This is a genomic window from Bacillus carboniphilus, assembly GCF_039522365.1.
In the GTDB taxonomy this organism is placed as follows: domain Bacteria; phylum Bacillota; class Bacilli; order Bacillales; family JC228; genus Bacillus_BF; species Bacillus_BF carboniphilus.
In genome coordinates this window covers 122727-139159 of record NZ_BAAADJ010000005.1, presented here as the reverse complement: position 1 = coordinate 139159, position 16433 = coordinate 122727, and the positions used below count along the sequence as shown (strand labels likewise).

The following is a 16433-nucleotide window of genomic DNA, read 5'->3' as shown; positions in this document are numbered from 1 at the left end:
AACGATATGAATTTTTACGTCAATCATAGTTGAACCGCCGTATACCGAACGGTACGTACGGTGGTGTGAGAGGTCGGGGGTTAGTCACCCCCTCCTACTCGATTTATGGTGTTGTTCCTTCCTTATCTTCCCCATTATTCTTCGCCACAGAAGTTTCATTCACTTCCAAATGGTTTTGTAAAGTAGCCTTTAACTCAGCTAACTTCGCTTCATCCAGTTGGTAATAATATGCTCCATTAATAGTGGAATCAGACCCCGCCAACTGAAGCGTCTCAATATCAATTGACCCATCCATACCGTAAGAAATCAGTGATTTCATTTCATCGAACCTTAAATTGGTTTTGGTGTTGTCAGAAATGTCTTTCATAATTTCAGGGTATTTTGTGATAGCACCAACAGAAATAGATTTTTTCAAAATAGCTTTTAGAATTTCTTGCTGACGTTTCCCACGTTCCATATCATTATCAAGCTTTCGAGTACGAGCCAATGCCAATGCTTCTTCACCACTTAATTCTTGTAGTCCCGGTTGTAAGTGGATCGCACCATTATTGTCTTCTGCATCTTTTTCCCAGATTTCATAAGGTACTTCGACTTCAATTCCACCAAGTGCATCTACAACATCAATAAATGCGTAGAAATCGAGTCGAACATAGTAATCAATTGGAATTTCAAGAAGCTCTTCGACTGTTTGCATTGTAAGAGATGGGCCACCGTAAGCATGTGCATGGTTGATTCTTGTATAATAGCCAACTTCATCGATATACACATAAGAGTCACGAGGAATACTGACTAATTTTACGGTATCCTCACTTTTATTAAATGTCGCAAGCATCAGTGCATCAGATCGAGTCGTATCACCATAGTCCCGACTTTCGCTTCCATCCACTCCAATAAATAAGACAGACACATTGTCTTCTTTAGGATCGACTTCCACTTCACGCATTGACGTATCCCGCTGAAAGTCAGTATCGTACGACTTTTCCGCTGAGTCTTTTGCCACACTATATAAATACGCCATATAGGCGGATGCTCCAAGTACTATCACCAGTAGCGGAATAGTGACCCAATAGAAGACTTTCTTTCTTCTTCGCTTCTTCTGTTCCACTCGTATGCGATGTCTATTTTCATTCATAATAAGTTCTCCCTTTCCAAAGAGAAATGCCTCTCTTCTATATAGTTTACCGAGGACATTTAAAGAATAGGTTTACGAAAAAACGTGCCGAACCCTTCGACACTAATCTCCATTTTACAACGATATTCGAGTTTCGTCTAATGACAAAAATGTAACAAATGGGACAGGGGGGACAGGTTTGCTGTCCCACCAAGTGGGACACTAAACCTGTCCCCTCTGTCCCTACACATCAGTTTCTAAGTAGACTTGCTCTCCTTCTGTACATTCAGCTTGGCCATTTGTTAGTTCTGTCATCCATTTGATGAAGTCACCAGTTTGTTCCTCTTTGACGTAGTTTTCGATTTCAACGTCATTTAAATAGTGAATTTCCTTGATTTGGTAGTTGGAGCTTCTTAGTTCATTTTCTAGTTTGCCCAACCATGTGTAATCAATTTTGGTATGAACGACTCTCATTAGGGTTCTTTCGACGACACCTGTGTGGTTGATTCCTTCGGAGGTCGCTTTACCATATGCGCGAATGAGTCCTCCTGCCCCTAATTTTATTCCACCGAAGTATCGAGTTATGACTACAACTGAATCTTTTAAGCCTCTTTTTTTCAAAACCTCGAGGATTGGAACACCTGCTGTGCCACTTGGTTCCCCGTCATCATTGGCTTTTTGAATTAAATCATTTTCTCCAATCATATAGGCTGAGCAATTGTGGGTCGCATCCCAATGCTTCTTTTTGATTGAATTGATAAATTCAATGGCCTCTTCTTCAGTTTCCGCTCGATTCACATGAGCTATAAATCGGGATTTATTAATTTCAATTTCGTGTTCACCATAACCCTTTAATGTGTTGTATGAAAGAAGCATGGGTGATCATTCCTTTCTGATTCTGAAGTCCTATACGCTGCTATTTACTTTCAATTTTTTCTTATAAAAATACCGTCCACATTTTACCTAAATGTAATAAAACTATTATATACCTGTTATTCGTACATGTTATAATGGTCACATCTGCATTAGGTGGATAGATAACTGGGGGATTTGAGCCCATTCATAAAATAGGTGATTTGACACGTTAGGTTTTTGGCCAGAACTGGTATAATTATAGGAAAAATTACCAATCTAACTGTCCCGGAGTGCCACTACTTAGTATAGGGCAAAATGATACATAAGAGAATACGAACAATGGGGGTACGGTATATGGTCTCGAGAAAATGGGATGTTCGCTTGCTGGATCAGATCCTCGAGAGACTCGTAAAAACGGTTGATAATAGTAAAGGCGAAATTTTTCAAATATCTGAGCATTGCCGTATCGATTACGAAAGTGCACTTCAAGAGCTAAAGGATATTAAACTTCAGGTGATTCAAACCATAGAAGCAGGGGACAAGCTTGAGGGGAAGGTCCGATATGCTAGAAAACGCCTGTCGGAAGTTAGTAAAGATTTTGCAAAGTATAGTGAAGCTGAAGTTAGAGGCGCCTATGAGCAGGCCCACCAATTGCAAAGTGAACTTACAATGAACCGCCAAGCTGAAAAGCAATTACGGGAACGTAGAGACGAGCTCGAGCGAAGACTGGTTGGGTTGCAAGAAACAATTGATCAAGCAGATCGATTGGCTTCTCAAATTACAGTTGTATTGAACTATTTAACGAGTGATTTACAAGTGTTCGGTGAAGTGATTGAGGATGCAAAGCGGAAGCAAGACTTTGGCATTCGGATTATTGAAGCCCAAGAAGAGGAAAGAAAAAGAATTTCGCGGGAGATTCATGACGGACCAGCGCAAATGCTTGCAAATGTTCTAATGCGTTCTGATTTAATTGATCGTGTTTTCCGAGAAAGAGGTGCACAAGAGGCACTGTCGGAAATTAAAAGCTTAAAACAAATGGTTCGATCGGCCCTGTATGAGGTCAGAAAAATTATTTACGATTTGCGACCAATGGCACTTGATGATTTAGGTTTGATTCCGACCCTCAAAAAATACACATCAACGGTCGAAGAATATAATAAGACGAAAATTAACTTCTCTTTCCTCGGTCAGGAAAAACGACTACCTTCCAAATTGGAAGTGGCGTTGTTTAGATTGATTCAGGAATCTGTACAAAATGCAATTAAACATGCAGAGGCATCTGAGATTAACGTCAAAGTTGAGTTTCGAGATGGTAAAGTCAATGTTGTCATCAAAGATAACGGTAAAGGCTTTGATGTCACCAAGCAAAAAGAATCTTCATTTGGTATTATTGGAATGAAAGAGCGACTTGATTTATTAGAAGGAACCTTTTCCATTGAATCCAAAATTGGGATGGGAACCATTGTTTTAATCCAAGTTCCATTAGGAGTAACGAGTTTCGCATAAAATAGAGCTGGATATAAGGGAGGAACCGGATTCCATGACAAATATAGTAATTATCGATGACCATCAATTATTCCGTGAAGGGGTAAAACGAATTTTAGAATTTGAACCAAGTTTTAAAGTGGTTGCAGAAGGGGACGACGGTGCTGAAGCCGTTGAACTTATTCAAAAACACAATCCTGATGTCGTGATCATGGATATTAACATGCCTCAAACAAATGGGGTTGAAGCAACACGTCAACTAATCGAGCAAAACCCTGATACAAAAGTAATCATCCTGTCCATCCATGATGATGAAACGTATGTAACGCATGCGTTGAAAACAGGAGCTATGGGTTACTTATTAAAGGAAATGGACGCAGATGCTTTAATTGACGCGGTAAAAGTAGTTGCAGATGGAGGATCTTACCTACATCCGAAGATTACTCACAACCTAGTAAAAGAATATCGTCGTCTAGCAACAGACGAAGAAAATCCGTCTTACCAAGTAAACTTCACAGAAGTCCAACGCCCACTTCACTTACTAACTCGTCGTGAGTGTGAAGTACTACAAATGTTGGCTGACGGTAAAAGTAACCGTGGTATTGGGGAAACATTGTTTATTAGTGAAAAAACTGTTAAAAACCATGTAAGTAATATCTTGCAAAAAATGAATGTTAATGACCGTACTCAAGCTGTTGTTGTTGCGATTAAAAATGGCTGGGTAGAGGTTCGATAGGTTTATAGATTCATAGTGAATGGGAAAGCCGGCTCTGGGACTTGGTTCTGGGGGCGGTTTTTTGTTGTGGTGATTTATTTGTGCCTTGAGTCGAGTGTAAGGGTTAATGGAGGGAACGAAAAGGAGAGGAACGAGCCCTGAGTGGAGAATAAACGCTAATGGAGGGAACGCAAAGAAGTTAAACGAGCCCCAAGTCGAGTGTAAACGTTAATAGAGGGAACGCAAAGAAGCTAAACGAGCCCTGTTAAGAGTATAGCCGTTAATAGAGGGAACAAAAAAGTTGAAAATACATCATTTAAAAACAAAAATAAAAGAGCCCACACCATTGTGTGGACTCCAAACTAAATGTTAGTTCAACGCTTTAAATGCATTCAAAAATCCTTTACCATAATACTGCTGTGCTTTTCCACTTACTGGATCTACAGCTGTCTTTAAAAGTAAATCTTTAAGTTTAGTTGGTGACATTTTTCCATACTTATCAACTAATAATGCAGCAACTGCAGATACCTTTGGAGTTGCCATTGAAGTACCAGTAGACCAGTACCAACCACCGTCGTTACTCGCACTTAAGTTAAATTCTGTTTCATATAAACGATTAGCTAAGTATTCATCGAACTTTCCAGCAAGAAGATATTCTACATACAATCTAGAATCTCCACCAGAAGTCGTGATATCAATAGCTCCAGGTCCGTAGTTTGAATAGCTAGCAAACTGATCGTTCGGACCAGTAGCAGAAACAGTTACAACCCCAGGAATAGATGCAGGTACGTTGAAACCAGCGCCTTTAAAGTACAGTCCATCTCCGCCATATTCTGCATTTAAAAAGTCCGTTACTTCTTTTTTGTTTGTGAAGTTAATGCCGTCATTACCAGCTGCAACGACTACAAGAGCCCCTTTATTCGTTACATAGTCAACAGCACGCTTGTAAGCAACAAAGTCTGCTACGTCGTTACCAAGGTTGACTTTTTCACCGGTTACTGGGTCAACATAGAAATATTGTCCAATTAAATCAAATCCACCTAAACTCATGGAAACAACATCTACACCGTCATCTGCTGCTGCAATCATTGCGTTAAAAATCCAACCTGATTCAGCAGAGCTTGCACCAAATACACGATAAGCACGAATTCCAGTGTCAGGTGCAACACCAAGCATCGCCCCGTTACCAGCAATTGAACCGGCTACATGGCTGCCATGACCGTGTATATCATCAAATGCATTTGGGTCACCTGTTTCGTAAGGCTCAGTCATTTGGAAACCACCAGCCGGAACAAAGTTCTTTGAACCAGGGAGTAGGTTACCAACTAAGTCTGGATGGTCTCTATCAATACCTGTATCAATAATTCCAACTACTACGTCATGAGATCCAGTTCCTAGGTTATAGCTTTCACCATTATTCGTAATACGTTTAATATCCCATTGTAAATCCCAAAGTGCTGCATCATCGGGGTTTACGTCGTTTGCTTGAAGTTCAATTTTTTGAGACTCTGGAAGGTTCCAAGAAATAGATGGGTTCGCCGCACTAACCCCAGCCATCCCTTTTAATTGTGAGAAAGAAGAAGTGGGTGCTTTTACCTGTACATAACCGATTTCAGGTACAGTATAAACAACTTCTCCCCCTAAGCTGCTTACCTTCTCTTCAAAATCTGCAGGAATACTATTGCCATTGAAAACAACAGAATAGTAATCAGTACTGCTTGTTCCCGTAGCCCCCGAAGCGGCTGGCAGGAATGTTAATAGTAATACTACACTTACAAAAACCGCAAAAATTCTTTTCATCGTGTTCCTCCTTGAACGATATTTTTGTAGAAAAGCCGACTATACTACTCCACTTAGTACTATTTAGATAGTCCATTCGTCTTTCCCTTCTTTTTTCACAAAACAATTCCCGACAAAGTTCGAATTTCCTGGGACATAAAATGTCTATTTATCGGAAATTAAGAGGATTTTCCTCGAAAACAGAGAATCTCTTACACAACAAGTGCTTTTTCTATGACTTTTATATAAAATAGTAGAAGCTAGGTAAGAGGAGATTTCGAACTTATTTTTCTTATAAAACAGAAGAGCAGAGCTGAGTCGAGCATAAGATCTAGAGTTATAAAGGGGTATGATGATGAAAACTGTAGTTGTCACGGATACAACGGCATACATACCAGCGGAGCTTCGTGAGCAGTATAACATTCAGTACATTCCGTTAAGTGTGATTTTTGGTAATGAAGCCTACAAAGAGGAATTGGAGATTCAAGCTAGTGATTTTTATGAAATGGTGAAGCGGGAAGATAAGCTTCCGACAACGACACAGCCTGCGACCGGTGAGTTCGTTGAGCTGTATGAAAAACTAGGGCAAGAATACGATGCGGTTATCAGTATTCACTTGTCTAGTGGAATCAGTGGTACGTTCCAAGGAGCTGTCACTGCAGGAAACATGGCCGAAGGGGTAAAAGTTTACCCGTTTGACACAGAAATCAGCTGCATGATTCAAGGGTTCTATGCGGTGGAAGCAGCCAAACTGGCTCAAGAAGGTGCGGGGCCAGAGCAGATTATGGAACGTCTTGAAGATTTGAAAACAACGACCAAAGCTTACTTCATGGTAGATGACTTGTCACATCTTCAACGTGGTGGACGTCTGTCTGGTGCACAAGCCTTAATCGGAAGTCTACTTCAAGTGAAGCCACTTCTGCATTTTGTGGACAAGGTCATTGTTCCATTTGAAAAAATTCGAACTCGAAAAAAAGCAATGAAGCGTATTACGGAGTTGCTGGGTGAGGATGCAAAAAAGGGCGAGCCAATGCAAGCCGTAATCATTCACGCGAATCGTGAAGAGGAAGCGAAGGAATGGTTGAAGGAGCTTGAAAGCTTATATCCGAATGTTGAATTTATGATTAGCTACTTTGGACCGGTCATCGGTACTCACTTAGGTGAAGGTGCGATGGGTCTTGGTTGGATGAAGAAGTAAACAAAAAGGCAGTCCCAATTAACGGGGCTGCCTTTCTTATGATTTTTATCCAGTCTTCAGCTGCAACATTTTATACATATTAACAGCCAAGTAAAGATTAAGAAGGTCATTTGGATTTTGAAGACTCATATTTAGAATCGATTCAATTCGTTTGATTCGATAGGAAAGCGTATTTAAGTGTATGTGTAGTTGTTCTGCGGTTGTTTTTAATTTTTGGCTATTATCTAAGTAGGTAATTAAGGTCTCGATGAATTCTTCTTTTTGTTGATTTTCGTATTGCAATAATGGTCCTAGTATATCTGTTAAAAAATCATTTAAATCCTCATCTGTATTATTTAGATATAACCTTTTTGCCCCTAATTCATCGTAAAACAAAACGGAATCATTTACTTTTTTATTTTTTATATAGGAGAGACACCGAACGGCCTGTTCGGATGATTTATACACGTGATCCAATCCTTTTTGAATGCCTCCAGCACTTACTGCAAGCGTCAGTCCTTTGAAATTATGTTCTACTTGGCTCATAAAACGCTGACTTTTCTCCTTAATAAAAGATTTTACCTTCTCCAAGTTCGAGTCATTTTTATAAGAAAGAACAATCACCAGATGATTGTGTCTGCTTACCGCAAGTCCAGTAGCGAACCCATTCAGAAAAAGACCCTGGGTCAGTGAAAGTAATTTTTTATGGATGGTATAATTGGTGTTTTTTGCCCTTTTGTAGTTTCGAATCAACGGTTCATAGTCTATATATACAACTTGATACATACGGTCCTGCTCGAGATTCAATTGTTGTGCCCGTTTTCGCAGGCTGTCACTAAATTTCTCTCCTTGAAAAAGCTCCTCAATGAATTCTCCCTTTAAATTTTGTTCAATTTCGTATAGGTTTTGTTCTTTTAACAGTTCTAAAGAAATGATGGTGCATGCGTGGTTTAAAGCTGCGTTAGCAACATCGTTTAATTTTTGATGAGAGACTGTGACAAGGTAACCAAGAGGGTTAACCTTACTTCCGATTGGAAAAAGAGAAATCAAGAAATTGTGGTCTTCACTTAATTGAGTAAGGATCTGTGATTGTATTGGATCGTTGTTGATATGGGGTAAAACCAATTCCTTTAGGTCATTGATTTCAAACTGAAATGGTTCAGCTTCGTAATAGATTAGGATATCTCCCAAACTATCTAGTAAAAGGGTTGGAATCCCTATTGTTGATTGGATATACAGTAGGATTTCATTTAGTCCTTCGCCATTTAACACGATGTTTGATAATCTTTGGTGCATTTCGATGGAGTGAGAAAGAAGATGATTTTGTTTGGTGATTTCTTGGTTGAGAGATTCCAGAAGTTTGATGGATCTCTCTTTCTCTTTATAAAGGGTCGTTCTTTCAAGGGCAATGCCCACTTGATGGGTGATGGCTTCTAATAATTGTCGGTCCTCAAGTGTAAAACCTTTATTTTTTGTAAAACAATCGAGGGTAATAATACCAATACATTTTTCTTTAATAAAAATTGGAGCGCAGATGGCAGCGTAAACAGTGGTATGTAGGGAAGAATTATGAATTTTCTTATTGAAAGTAGAAAAGGTTCTTTGGGCCGCAATGATTTCGTTTCGATCTGAAAAAATGAGAGTCTTTCTCTTTTTAAAAGCTAACCCTGTCATAGACTCTCCTGGTTTTAATTTTGCTAGTTTCAGAGCTTGTTCTTTAAATCTAGATGCACTTTTAGGAATCAACTGCTGGTTTTGGTCATCATACAAGAAGAGGATTCCTCCATCGGCGCCATCAATCGTTGGGATGATCTCAGAAATAATTAAATCCACAACGGTATCAATGTCTAAGGTGGAGTTTAAAATATTGGCCACATGAATGAGGTACTGTAATTGGAGATTGTTCAATGACTTTTGCATATCCACTTCACCCCAAATAAAAGAATATGTTAGGAAGACTATACTTAATATTGTGAATTATAACAAGATACAAAATACTTATTTGGTAGATTCCACATAGAATCCCGAAAATCCTGTCTGATAGACTGAAAATAAAGATATTTCAGAAATTTCTAGGAGGGGTTGATTTTACGGTTTTAAATAAGCAAAAAGTATTGGACGAACCATTTTAGGAGGGGAAATGTTCATGATTAGAAAAAAACTACTGTTGCTGTTCTCAATTTTTTTCGTGTTACTCATTATAGCAGGCTGTACTCCAGAATCTGCTGGAATTGAAGACAACGATAAACCTGGTGAAAACACAAGTGACAACGCAAATGATAACAACAATGAAGATCCGTCTGGAGATAACGCGGAACCATCTAGGGATGACATTGTGATAGGGATTGAATCAGATGCGGTTACGATGCTTGCTAATACCGATGTGAACTATGTCAACGATGTTCAAATTCGAAATATATATGACCCGTTAATTGAGAGAGACAACGAGGGTGGCTTTGTTCCTGGACTTGCCACTGAGTGGACGAACATAGATGAACTAACGTGGGAGTTTACCCTAAAAAAAGGCGTTACCTTCCATAATGGAAAGCCTTTTACTGCTGAAGATGTGAAACAAAATATCGAATACATCTTAAAAGAAGAGAATAATTCTTTCTATCGTTCAAGATGGACAGCCTTTAAAGAAGTAAAAGTTCTGGATGATTACAAGGTTCAGATTATCACGCATGAGCCTTTACCAAACTTATTACTTCGTATAGCTGATGACCTTTTGATTATGGATATGGAACATGTGCAAAATGTAGGACTTGAAGCAGCAGCGAAAGATCCAGTAGGGACAGGTGCCTTTAAGTTTGTTGAATGGGAAAGAGATCAGTACTTGAAGCTTGAAGCCAATGAGGATTACTGGAATGGTGCTCCTACAATTAAGCACGTTACATTCAGATACATTCCTGAATTTAGCTCTCGTTTAGCTGCCTTTTTAAGTGGAGAAATCGATTTATTTAAAAATATTCCAGTTGATTCTGTTGCAAGAGTTGAGAATGACGAGAATTCTGAGATTGGGATGATTGGTTCCTCCCGTATTAACTATGTCGCACTCAATACATTCTATGATGGTCCATTACAAGATAAAAAGGTCCGTCAAGCTCTTAGTTATGCTGTCAATGTCGATGAATTGCTAGAAGGTGTATTGAATGGGTACGGGACGAAGATGACAGGTCCACTTTCTAAAATCAATGCCGATTATACGGAAACAGAAGGATATGAATATAACCCGGATAAGGCCATCGAGCTGTTAAACGAAGCTGGGTATGAACCTTCAGACTTAACGTTGCAGCTAGACACCCCGAATGGTCGTTATCCAATGGACACACACGTTGCTCAAGGAATTGCGGCCCAGCTACAAAAAATCGGAATCACTGTTAATGTTCAAGTGAACGAGTGGGGGAACCACCTAGCGAAGATTCGTCAGCGTGAAATGGCGGATATGTTTATCCTAGGTTGGGGTCCAGCGTTCGATGCACAAGGAACAATTGAAAACCTATTTACGCAAGAAGCCCCTTACAGTGGTTTCTATGATCCAGAGGTTCAAGCGTTAATTGAAAAGGCGATTCCTATCTTTGATCCGGAAGAAAGACAACAAGCGTGGGCGGATGCACAACATCGTTTAGTTGAAGAAGCAGCTTGGATTTACTTATGGCAACAAGGTGATTTATATGCTGTTAGAAAAGACTTAAACTTCCAACCGCGTATTGATGAAAAAATGCTTGTCCATACCATGAGTTGGAACTAATGTGAGGAGGGTTTTTACCCTCCTTTCCAATCATCAAAAAGGAGGTATGACATGTTAGATTTTGTTGTTAAACGATCCCTTCAAGTTATCTTAGTTGTCTTTCTGGCCCTAACAGCAGTCTTTTTCTTGATTCGTTTGTCGGGGGATCCAACAGCACTTTTTTTGCCCCCAGATGCTCCAAAAGAACAATTACAAGAATATCGAGAGGCGTTGGGATTTGATCGTCCACTCCTTGTTCAATATGGTGAGTTTTTGTTCAATGCGGTCCAAGGAGATTTTGGTGATTCATTACGTTCGAGGGAATCCGCGCTCGGCATTGTACTAGACCGAATTCCTGCCACCTTTCAGCTAGCTTTTTCTGCTTTGGCCCTTTCCATCATTGTTGCCATTCCAATAGGTGTTATCTCTGCATATAAACGGAATTCATTTTATGACCAAATTGGGGTTGCCTTTACGGTACTCGGTCAAGCCATTCCAAGTTTTTGGCTAGGGATTATCCTGATTCTGATTTTTGCTGCCACCTTAAACTGGCTTCCTTCCGGTGGTGGAGGTTCCTTAACCCATATGATTTTACCAATGATTACGCTAGCTGCTTATAGTGTTGCGAGATTTGCTCGTTTTACAAGGTCGACGATGTTGGACGTGCTCAGGAAGGATTATATTCGGACAGCCAAAGCTTCGGGAGTTCCAGTTCGAAAGGTTTTATCCCGGTATGCATTAAAGAATGCTCTGCTTCCCATCATCACATTAGTCGCTTTAGACTTAGGTGTCTTGCTAGGTGGGGCAGTTATCACCGAGACGGTCTTTTCTTGGCCTGGTATTGGTAGGCTTCTCATGCAGTCGTTAATGAATCGTGATTTCCCAGTGGTCCTTGCGGGTGTGTTCATCATCGCATTGATTTACTCCATCATTAACTTCTTAGCCGATCTTTTATACGCCTATGTTAACCCACAAATCCGTTTGAAATAGGAGGGATGAACACTTGGGTAACACAATCGTTGAAAAAAATACAGATCAAGTCATTGAGGCTAGAGCGAAAAAAAGGCCATCCCAATGGCGCTTTTTCACCAATCAATTATTAAAAAGTCGTACTGGTTTTCTAGGAGCCATCATTATTGTCATTCTACTTGTCCTTGGAATAGGGGGGCACTGGATTGCTCCATATGATCCTGAGTTAGCCGATTTTAGTAAGAAACTACTTCCCCCTATGACAGATGGACATATTTTAGGAACGGATCAGTTAGGACGTGATATCTTATCACGGATTATTTACGGAACTAGAGTATCCCTCATTATTGGAACAGCCACGGTTATTTTTGCAGGTATCATTGGAACGATTGTAGGGATTATTGCGGGCTATTTTAGAGGTTGGATGGATGCCGTTCTGATGCGAATTGTAGACGTTATGCTGGCTTTTCCATTTATCTTACTTGTTTTAGTCATCAATGCCGTTATTGGTACGGGGCTTCGAAATATCATTATCTCTCTGGTTATAGGTGGATGGGTGATATATGCACGGGTGGTCCGGAGTGAAGTGTTAGCTTTACGTGAAAAAGAGTTCATTCTCTCTTGTGTCGCAACAGGTGTTCCAAGGAGAGAAATCATCCTAAAACATATTGTGCCAAACCTTTTTACACCCATCATCGTTCTTTCTTCCTTGCAAATTGCGACTTTTATTATTGCAGAAGCATCCGTCAGTTTCCTTGGGTTTGGGGTTCAACCTCCAACTCCTGCATGGGGGAACATGCTGAATGAAGGAAAAGATTACATCTATAGTGCTTGGTGGCTGATTACTTTCCCTGGGGTGGCCATTGTCATTACAGCGCTAGGGGTTAACATGTTTGGGGATTGGTTACGTGATGTATTGGATCCTGAATTAAAAGGTGATTAAGCAACGCCACTGAAAGGAGAGAATCGAACTTATGAGCCAAGCTGTTTTAAAAGTTGAAAATTTAAAAACCTACTTTAAGACTCCTTCGGGTGTAGTCAAAGCGGTAGATGGCATTGATTTAGTTGTCTATGAAGGAGAAACGGTTGGGCTGGTGGGAGAGTCAGGATGTGGGAAAAGCGTCACCTCTCTTTCAATTATGGGGCTCTTACCAGAACCGATGGGATATATAGCAGGTGGTCGAATTTTACTAGATGAACAAGATATTACCCACTTAACAGAAAAGCAAATGCGGAAACTAAGAGGAAATGATATGGCGATGATCTTCCAGGAACCGATGACCTCTTTAAACCCCGTATTTACGATTGGCCAACAGTTAAGTGAACCATTATTACAACATACAAAACTGAAAAAGAAGCAAATACGGAAAATGATTATCGAGATGCTTCAGCTGGTGGGAATACCGCGGGCCGATGAGATTATTGATGAGTACCCTCACCAACTATCCGGTGGGATGAGACAAAGAGTCATGATTTCGTTAGCTATGTTGTGTGAACCGAAGCTATTGATTGCGGATGAACCGACAACCGCTTTAGACGTTACCATTCAAGCACAAATTTTAGAGTTGATGAAAGATATTACGAAGCAAAACCGCATGTCCACTGTGTTGATTACACATGACTTGGGTGTTGTGGCTGAAATGTGTGACCGAGTGACCGTCATGTATGCAGGGCAGGTTGTGGAAAGTGCGGATGTCCGGACGTTATTTGATGAACCGAAGCATCCTTATTCTCAAGGGTTACTAGATTCTTTGCCAAACGCAAATGACCGGAAACAAGAGTTACGTTCCATAAAGGGAAGTGTACCTCGTCCGGATGAATTGCCTAAGGGATGTACCTTTGCACCACGTTGTCCAAAAGTATTTGAAAAATGTCTAGAGGAAAGACCTCCACTGTTTGAATTAGAAAATCAATCCTGTCGTTGTTGGCTATATCAAGATGAGGAGGTTGAATCCAGTGACAGCAAGTCCCTTGTTGGAAGTTAAGAATCTAAAAAAATACTACGAAGTCGACCAAGGATGGTTTAAACCAAAAACGTATGTGAAAGCAGTAGATGATGTATCTTTTACTGTTTATAAAGGGGAAACCTTTGGTTTGGTAGGGGAGAGTGGATGTGGCAAGTCGACGACTGGAAGGACGCTCCTTCGCTTAAACGATCCGACTGCAGGAAGTATTTTATATGAAAATCAGGATATCAGTAAGCTCCCTTATAAAGAAATGCGAAAGTTAAGAAGACAGATTCAAATGGTGTTTCAAGACCCGTATGCCTCACTTAATCCAAAAAAGACCATCCGGCAAATTTTAACGGAGCCACTAAGAGTGCACGGAATTGATACGAAGGAAGAAAGAGTGAAAATGGCCATTGAAATCTTGGAGATTGTGGGGCTATCTGAATATCATTTGGACCGATATCCACATGAATTTTCAGGAGGGCAAAGGCAAAGGATTGGGATTGCAAGAGCTGTTATTTTGCAGCCAGACCTCATTGTAACGGATGAACCCGTGTCAGCACTCGATGTGTCCATTCAATCCCAGGTCATCAACCTGCTATTAAAGCTTCAGAAGGAGTTCAACCTAACGTATATTTTTATCTCGCATGACTTAGGGGTTGTCAGGCACATTACCGACAGAGTGGCGGTGATGTATTTGGGGAAAATTGTAGAGCTGGCCAGTACAGAGGAATTGTTCAACAATCCCAAACACCCTTACACAAAAGCGCTCATTTCAGCAGTACCAGTGTCGCATCCAGATGAAAAGAGAGAACGAATCATTCTGACAGGGGATGTTCCAAGTCCCGCCAATCCGCCAAAAGGATGTGCCTTTCATCCTCGTTGTTCAGAATGCATGGCTATCTGTAAAACAGAGGCACCGCCAAAGGTTGAACTTGAGAATGGTCACACTGTTTCCTGTCATTTGTTTTCAAACTAAAGGTATGAATGTGTTATAGGAGGTTCGCGAGTGGATACGATGGTTTCCATAACGGAGTGCTGAGTTCGGATAACGGGGTGCTAAGTTCGGATAACAGGGTGCTGAGTTCGGATAACGGGGTGCTAAGTTCGGATAACAGGGTGCTGAGTTCGGATAACGGGGTGCTGAGTTCGGATAACGGAGTGCTGAGTTCGGATAACGGGGTGCTGAGTTCGGATAACAGGGAGCTGAGTTCGGATAACAGGGTGCTGAGTTCGGATAACAGGGTGCTGAGTTCGGATAACAGGGAGCTGAGTTCGGATAACGAGGTGCTGAGTTCGGATAACGAGGTGCTGAGTTCGGATAACAGGGTGCTGAGTTCGGATAACAGGGAGCTGAGTTCGGATAACGGGATGCTGAGTTCGGATACGAGGTGCTGAATCCGGATAACAGGGTGCAACAGTCGGGATTCCGGCCAAAAAATTAAAAAGCGAGGGAATTGTATGAGATTAGCCATTTCAAAAGAAGAAATTCTACAACGTCAGCAAAAACTATATCAAAAACTAACCAATGAAAAAATCGATGGATCTGTCCTATTCAGCGTGACAGATATCTTTTACCTAACAGGCTTTCACTTCCGGCCATCGGAAAGACCCATTGCTCTAATTTTGGACCCCAATCAACAAACTCACCTATTAGTCCCGCACCTAGAATATGACCATGCAAAAGAATATGCCTATGTCGATCATGTCCATTACTACCCGGAATACCCTGGCTTGCGTCATCCGATGGAGTATTTAAAAGAAATTTTAATAGAAAACAAGTTTGAAGGAAAAGTAGTGGGGCTAGATGCGGCAGGGTACGGTTCAGCTAAAGGATATCGAGGACCGAAAGTAGCAGACCTGCTAACACCTGAAAAATTTGAATCCATTGCTGGCTGGGTAGAAGAAATGCGATTTGTAAAATCAGAGGCAGAGATTGAACTGATTAAAGAATCTTGCCGCTGGGGGAACTTAGCTCACCGACTGCTACAAAAATATTCAAAGCCAGGATTAAGTGAAATCGAGATTACAAGTAAAGCTAGTACAGAAGCAACAATGGCGATGATTGAAACATTGGGACCTGATTACAAGCCACATGGTCGAACAGCCTATGCTATTTTCCGTGGACAGGTTGGAAAAATGTCGGCTTTCCCGCATGCAGTTACTCAGAACCTTATTTTAAAAAAGGGGGATACTCTCGTTACAGGAGCAGCAGCCGATGTGTGGGGATATCACAGTGAATTAGAAAGGACCATGTTTGTCCAAGAGGTAAGCAAGGAGCAAGAAAAGTATTTTCAGCACATGTATGAGGCGCAAGAGGTCGCCTTCAATGCCATCAAGCCAGGCATTCCATGTTCAGACGTGGAAAAGCAAGTCCAAGCTTATTTTAAGGAAAGTGGAATCACACATTTAGTTTCCCATCACACGGGTCACAATATTGGTTTACTTGGCCATGAAGCTCCATTTTTAGACCTTGGAGACCATACCATTATCCAGCCTGGAATGGTGTTTACGGTTGAACCTGGCATCTATGTCCGTGGTCTTGGTGGATTCCGTCATTCAGACACGGTTTTAGTTACAGATGATGGGATTGAAATGCTTACGTACTACCCAAGAGATATAGAATCTATGATTTGCCAATAAAAGTGAAGAGGAGAGGTTTT

13 protein-coding genes are annotated in these 16433 nt (G+C 40.8%); 9 read left to right on the top strand and 4 right to left on the bottom strand.

The genetic code is table 11. The features are described 5' to 3' along the window. Positions 1-103: 103 nt before the first annotated feature. Positions 104-1132, bottom strand: coding sequence for an LCP family protein (locus ABDZ91_RS03530; protein WP_343796413.1), 1029 nt, complete (start codon positions 1130-1132; stop codon positions 104-106). Between the two features lie 222 nt (positions 1133-1354). Beyond that, on the bottom strand, positions 1355-1987 hold the full coding sequence (locus tag ABDZ91_RS03525; RefSeq protein WP_343796412.1) for a YigZ family protein: 633 nt from the start codon (positions 1985-1987) through the stop codon (positions 1355-1357). Between the two features lie 333 nt (positions 1988-2320). On the opposite strand from ABDZ91_RS03525, the gene ABDZ91_RS03520 reads away from it, so the two are divergent. Next, positions 2321-3472 (top strand): sensor histidine kinase, encoded by a 1152-nt coding sequence (locus ABDZ91_RS03520; RefSeq protein WP_343796410.1) that lies wholly within the window; start codon positions 2321-2323, stop codon positions 3470-3472. A 34-nt stretch (positions 3473-3506) separates the two neighbouring features. Then, a complete protein-coding gene (locus ABDZ91_RS03515) occupies positions 3507-4187 on the top strand; it encodes a response regulator (protein WP_343796408.1) in 681 nt (226 codons plus the stop codon). Positions 4188-4535: 348 nt separating this feature from the next. Here the strand turns inward: ABDZ91_RS03515 and ABDZ91_RS03510 are convergent, their stop codons facing one another. Then, positions 4536-5966, bottom strand: a complete 1431-nt coding sequence (locus ABDZ91_RS03510; RefSeq protein ID WP_343796406.1) for a S8 family peptidase — start codon at positions 5964-5966, stop codon at positions 4536-4538. Between the two features lie 334 nt (positions 5967-6300). Here ABDZ91_RS03510 and ABDZ91_RS03505 point away from each other — a divergent pair, with 334 nt between their 5' ends. Next, complete coding sequence (locus tag ABDZ91_RS03505; protein WP_343796404.1) at positions 6301-7143, top strand: DegV family protein; 843 nt, start codon at positions 6301-6303, stop codon at positions 7141-7143. Between the two features lie 45 nt (positions 7144-7188). On the opposite strand, the gene ABDZ91_RS03500 is transcribed toward ABDZ91_RS03505, so the two are convergent. Further along, positions 7189-9042 carry a helix-turn-helix domain-containing protein gene (locus ABDZ91_RS03500; RefSeq protein ID WP_343796402.1) on the bottom strand — a complete coding sequence of 618 codons (1854 nt, stop codon included), beginning with the start codon at positions 9040-9042 and terminating at the stop codon, positions 7189-7191. A gap of 226 nt (positions 9043-9268) precedes the next feature. Here ABDZ91_RS03500 and ABDZ91_RS03495 point away from each other — a divergent pair, with 226 nt between their 5' ends. The 6 genes from ABDZ91_RS03495 (at position 9269) to ABDZ91_RS03470 (ending at position 16413) form a co-directional block, all read left to right on the top strand. Beyond that, on the top strand, positions 9269-10873 hold the full coding sequence (locus tag ABDZ91_RS03495; RefSeq protein WP_343796400.1) for an ABC transporter substrate-binding protein: 1605 nt from the start codon (positions 9269-9271) through the stop codon (positions 10871-10873). 51 nt (positions 10874-10924) lie between these two features. Further along, a complete protein-coding gene (locus ABDZ91_RS03490; RefSeq protein WP_343796398.1) occupies positions 10925-11842 on the top strand; it encodes an ABC transporter permease in 918 nt (305 codons plus the stop codon). Between the two features lie 13 nt (positions 11843-11855). Next, positions 11856-12764, top strand: coding sequence for an ABC transporter permease (locus ABDZ91_RS03485; RefSeq protein WP_343796396.1), 909 nt, complete (start codon positions 11856-11858; stop codon positions 12762-12764). A gap of 31 nt (positions 12765-12795) precedes the next feature. Continuing rightward, the gene (locus ABDZ91_RS03480; RefSeq protein WP_343796394.1) at positions 12796-13806 is read left to right on the top strand and encodes an ABC transporter ATP-binding protein; all 1011 of its coding nucleotides are present in this window, start codon (positions 12796-12798) and stop codon (positions 13804-13806) included. Further along, entirely contained in the window at positions 13760-14749 is a 990-nt protein-coding gene (locus tag ABDZ91_RS03475) for an ABC transporter ATP-binding protein (RefSeq protein WP_343796392.1), read from the top strand. The genes ABDZ91_RS03480 and ABDZ91_RS03475 overlap by 47 nt, the downstream gene beginning before the upstream one ends. Before the next feature lie 482 nt (positions 14750-15231). Then, a complete protein-coding gene (locus ABDZ91_RS03470; RefSeq protein WP_343796390.1) occupies positions 15232-16413 on the top strand; it encodes a M24 family metallopeptidase in 1182 nt (393 codons plus the stop codon). The last annotated feature ends 20 nt before the right edge of the window (positions 16414-16433 follow it).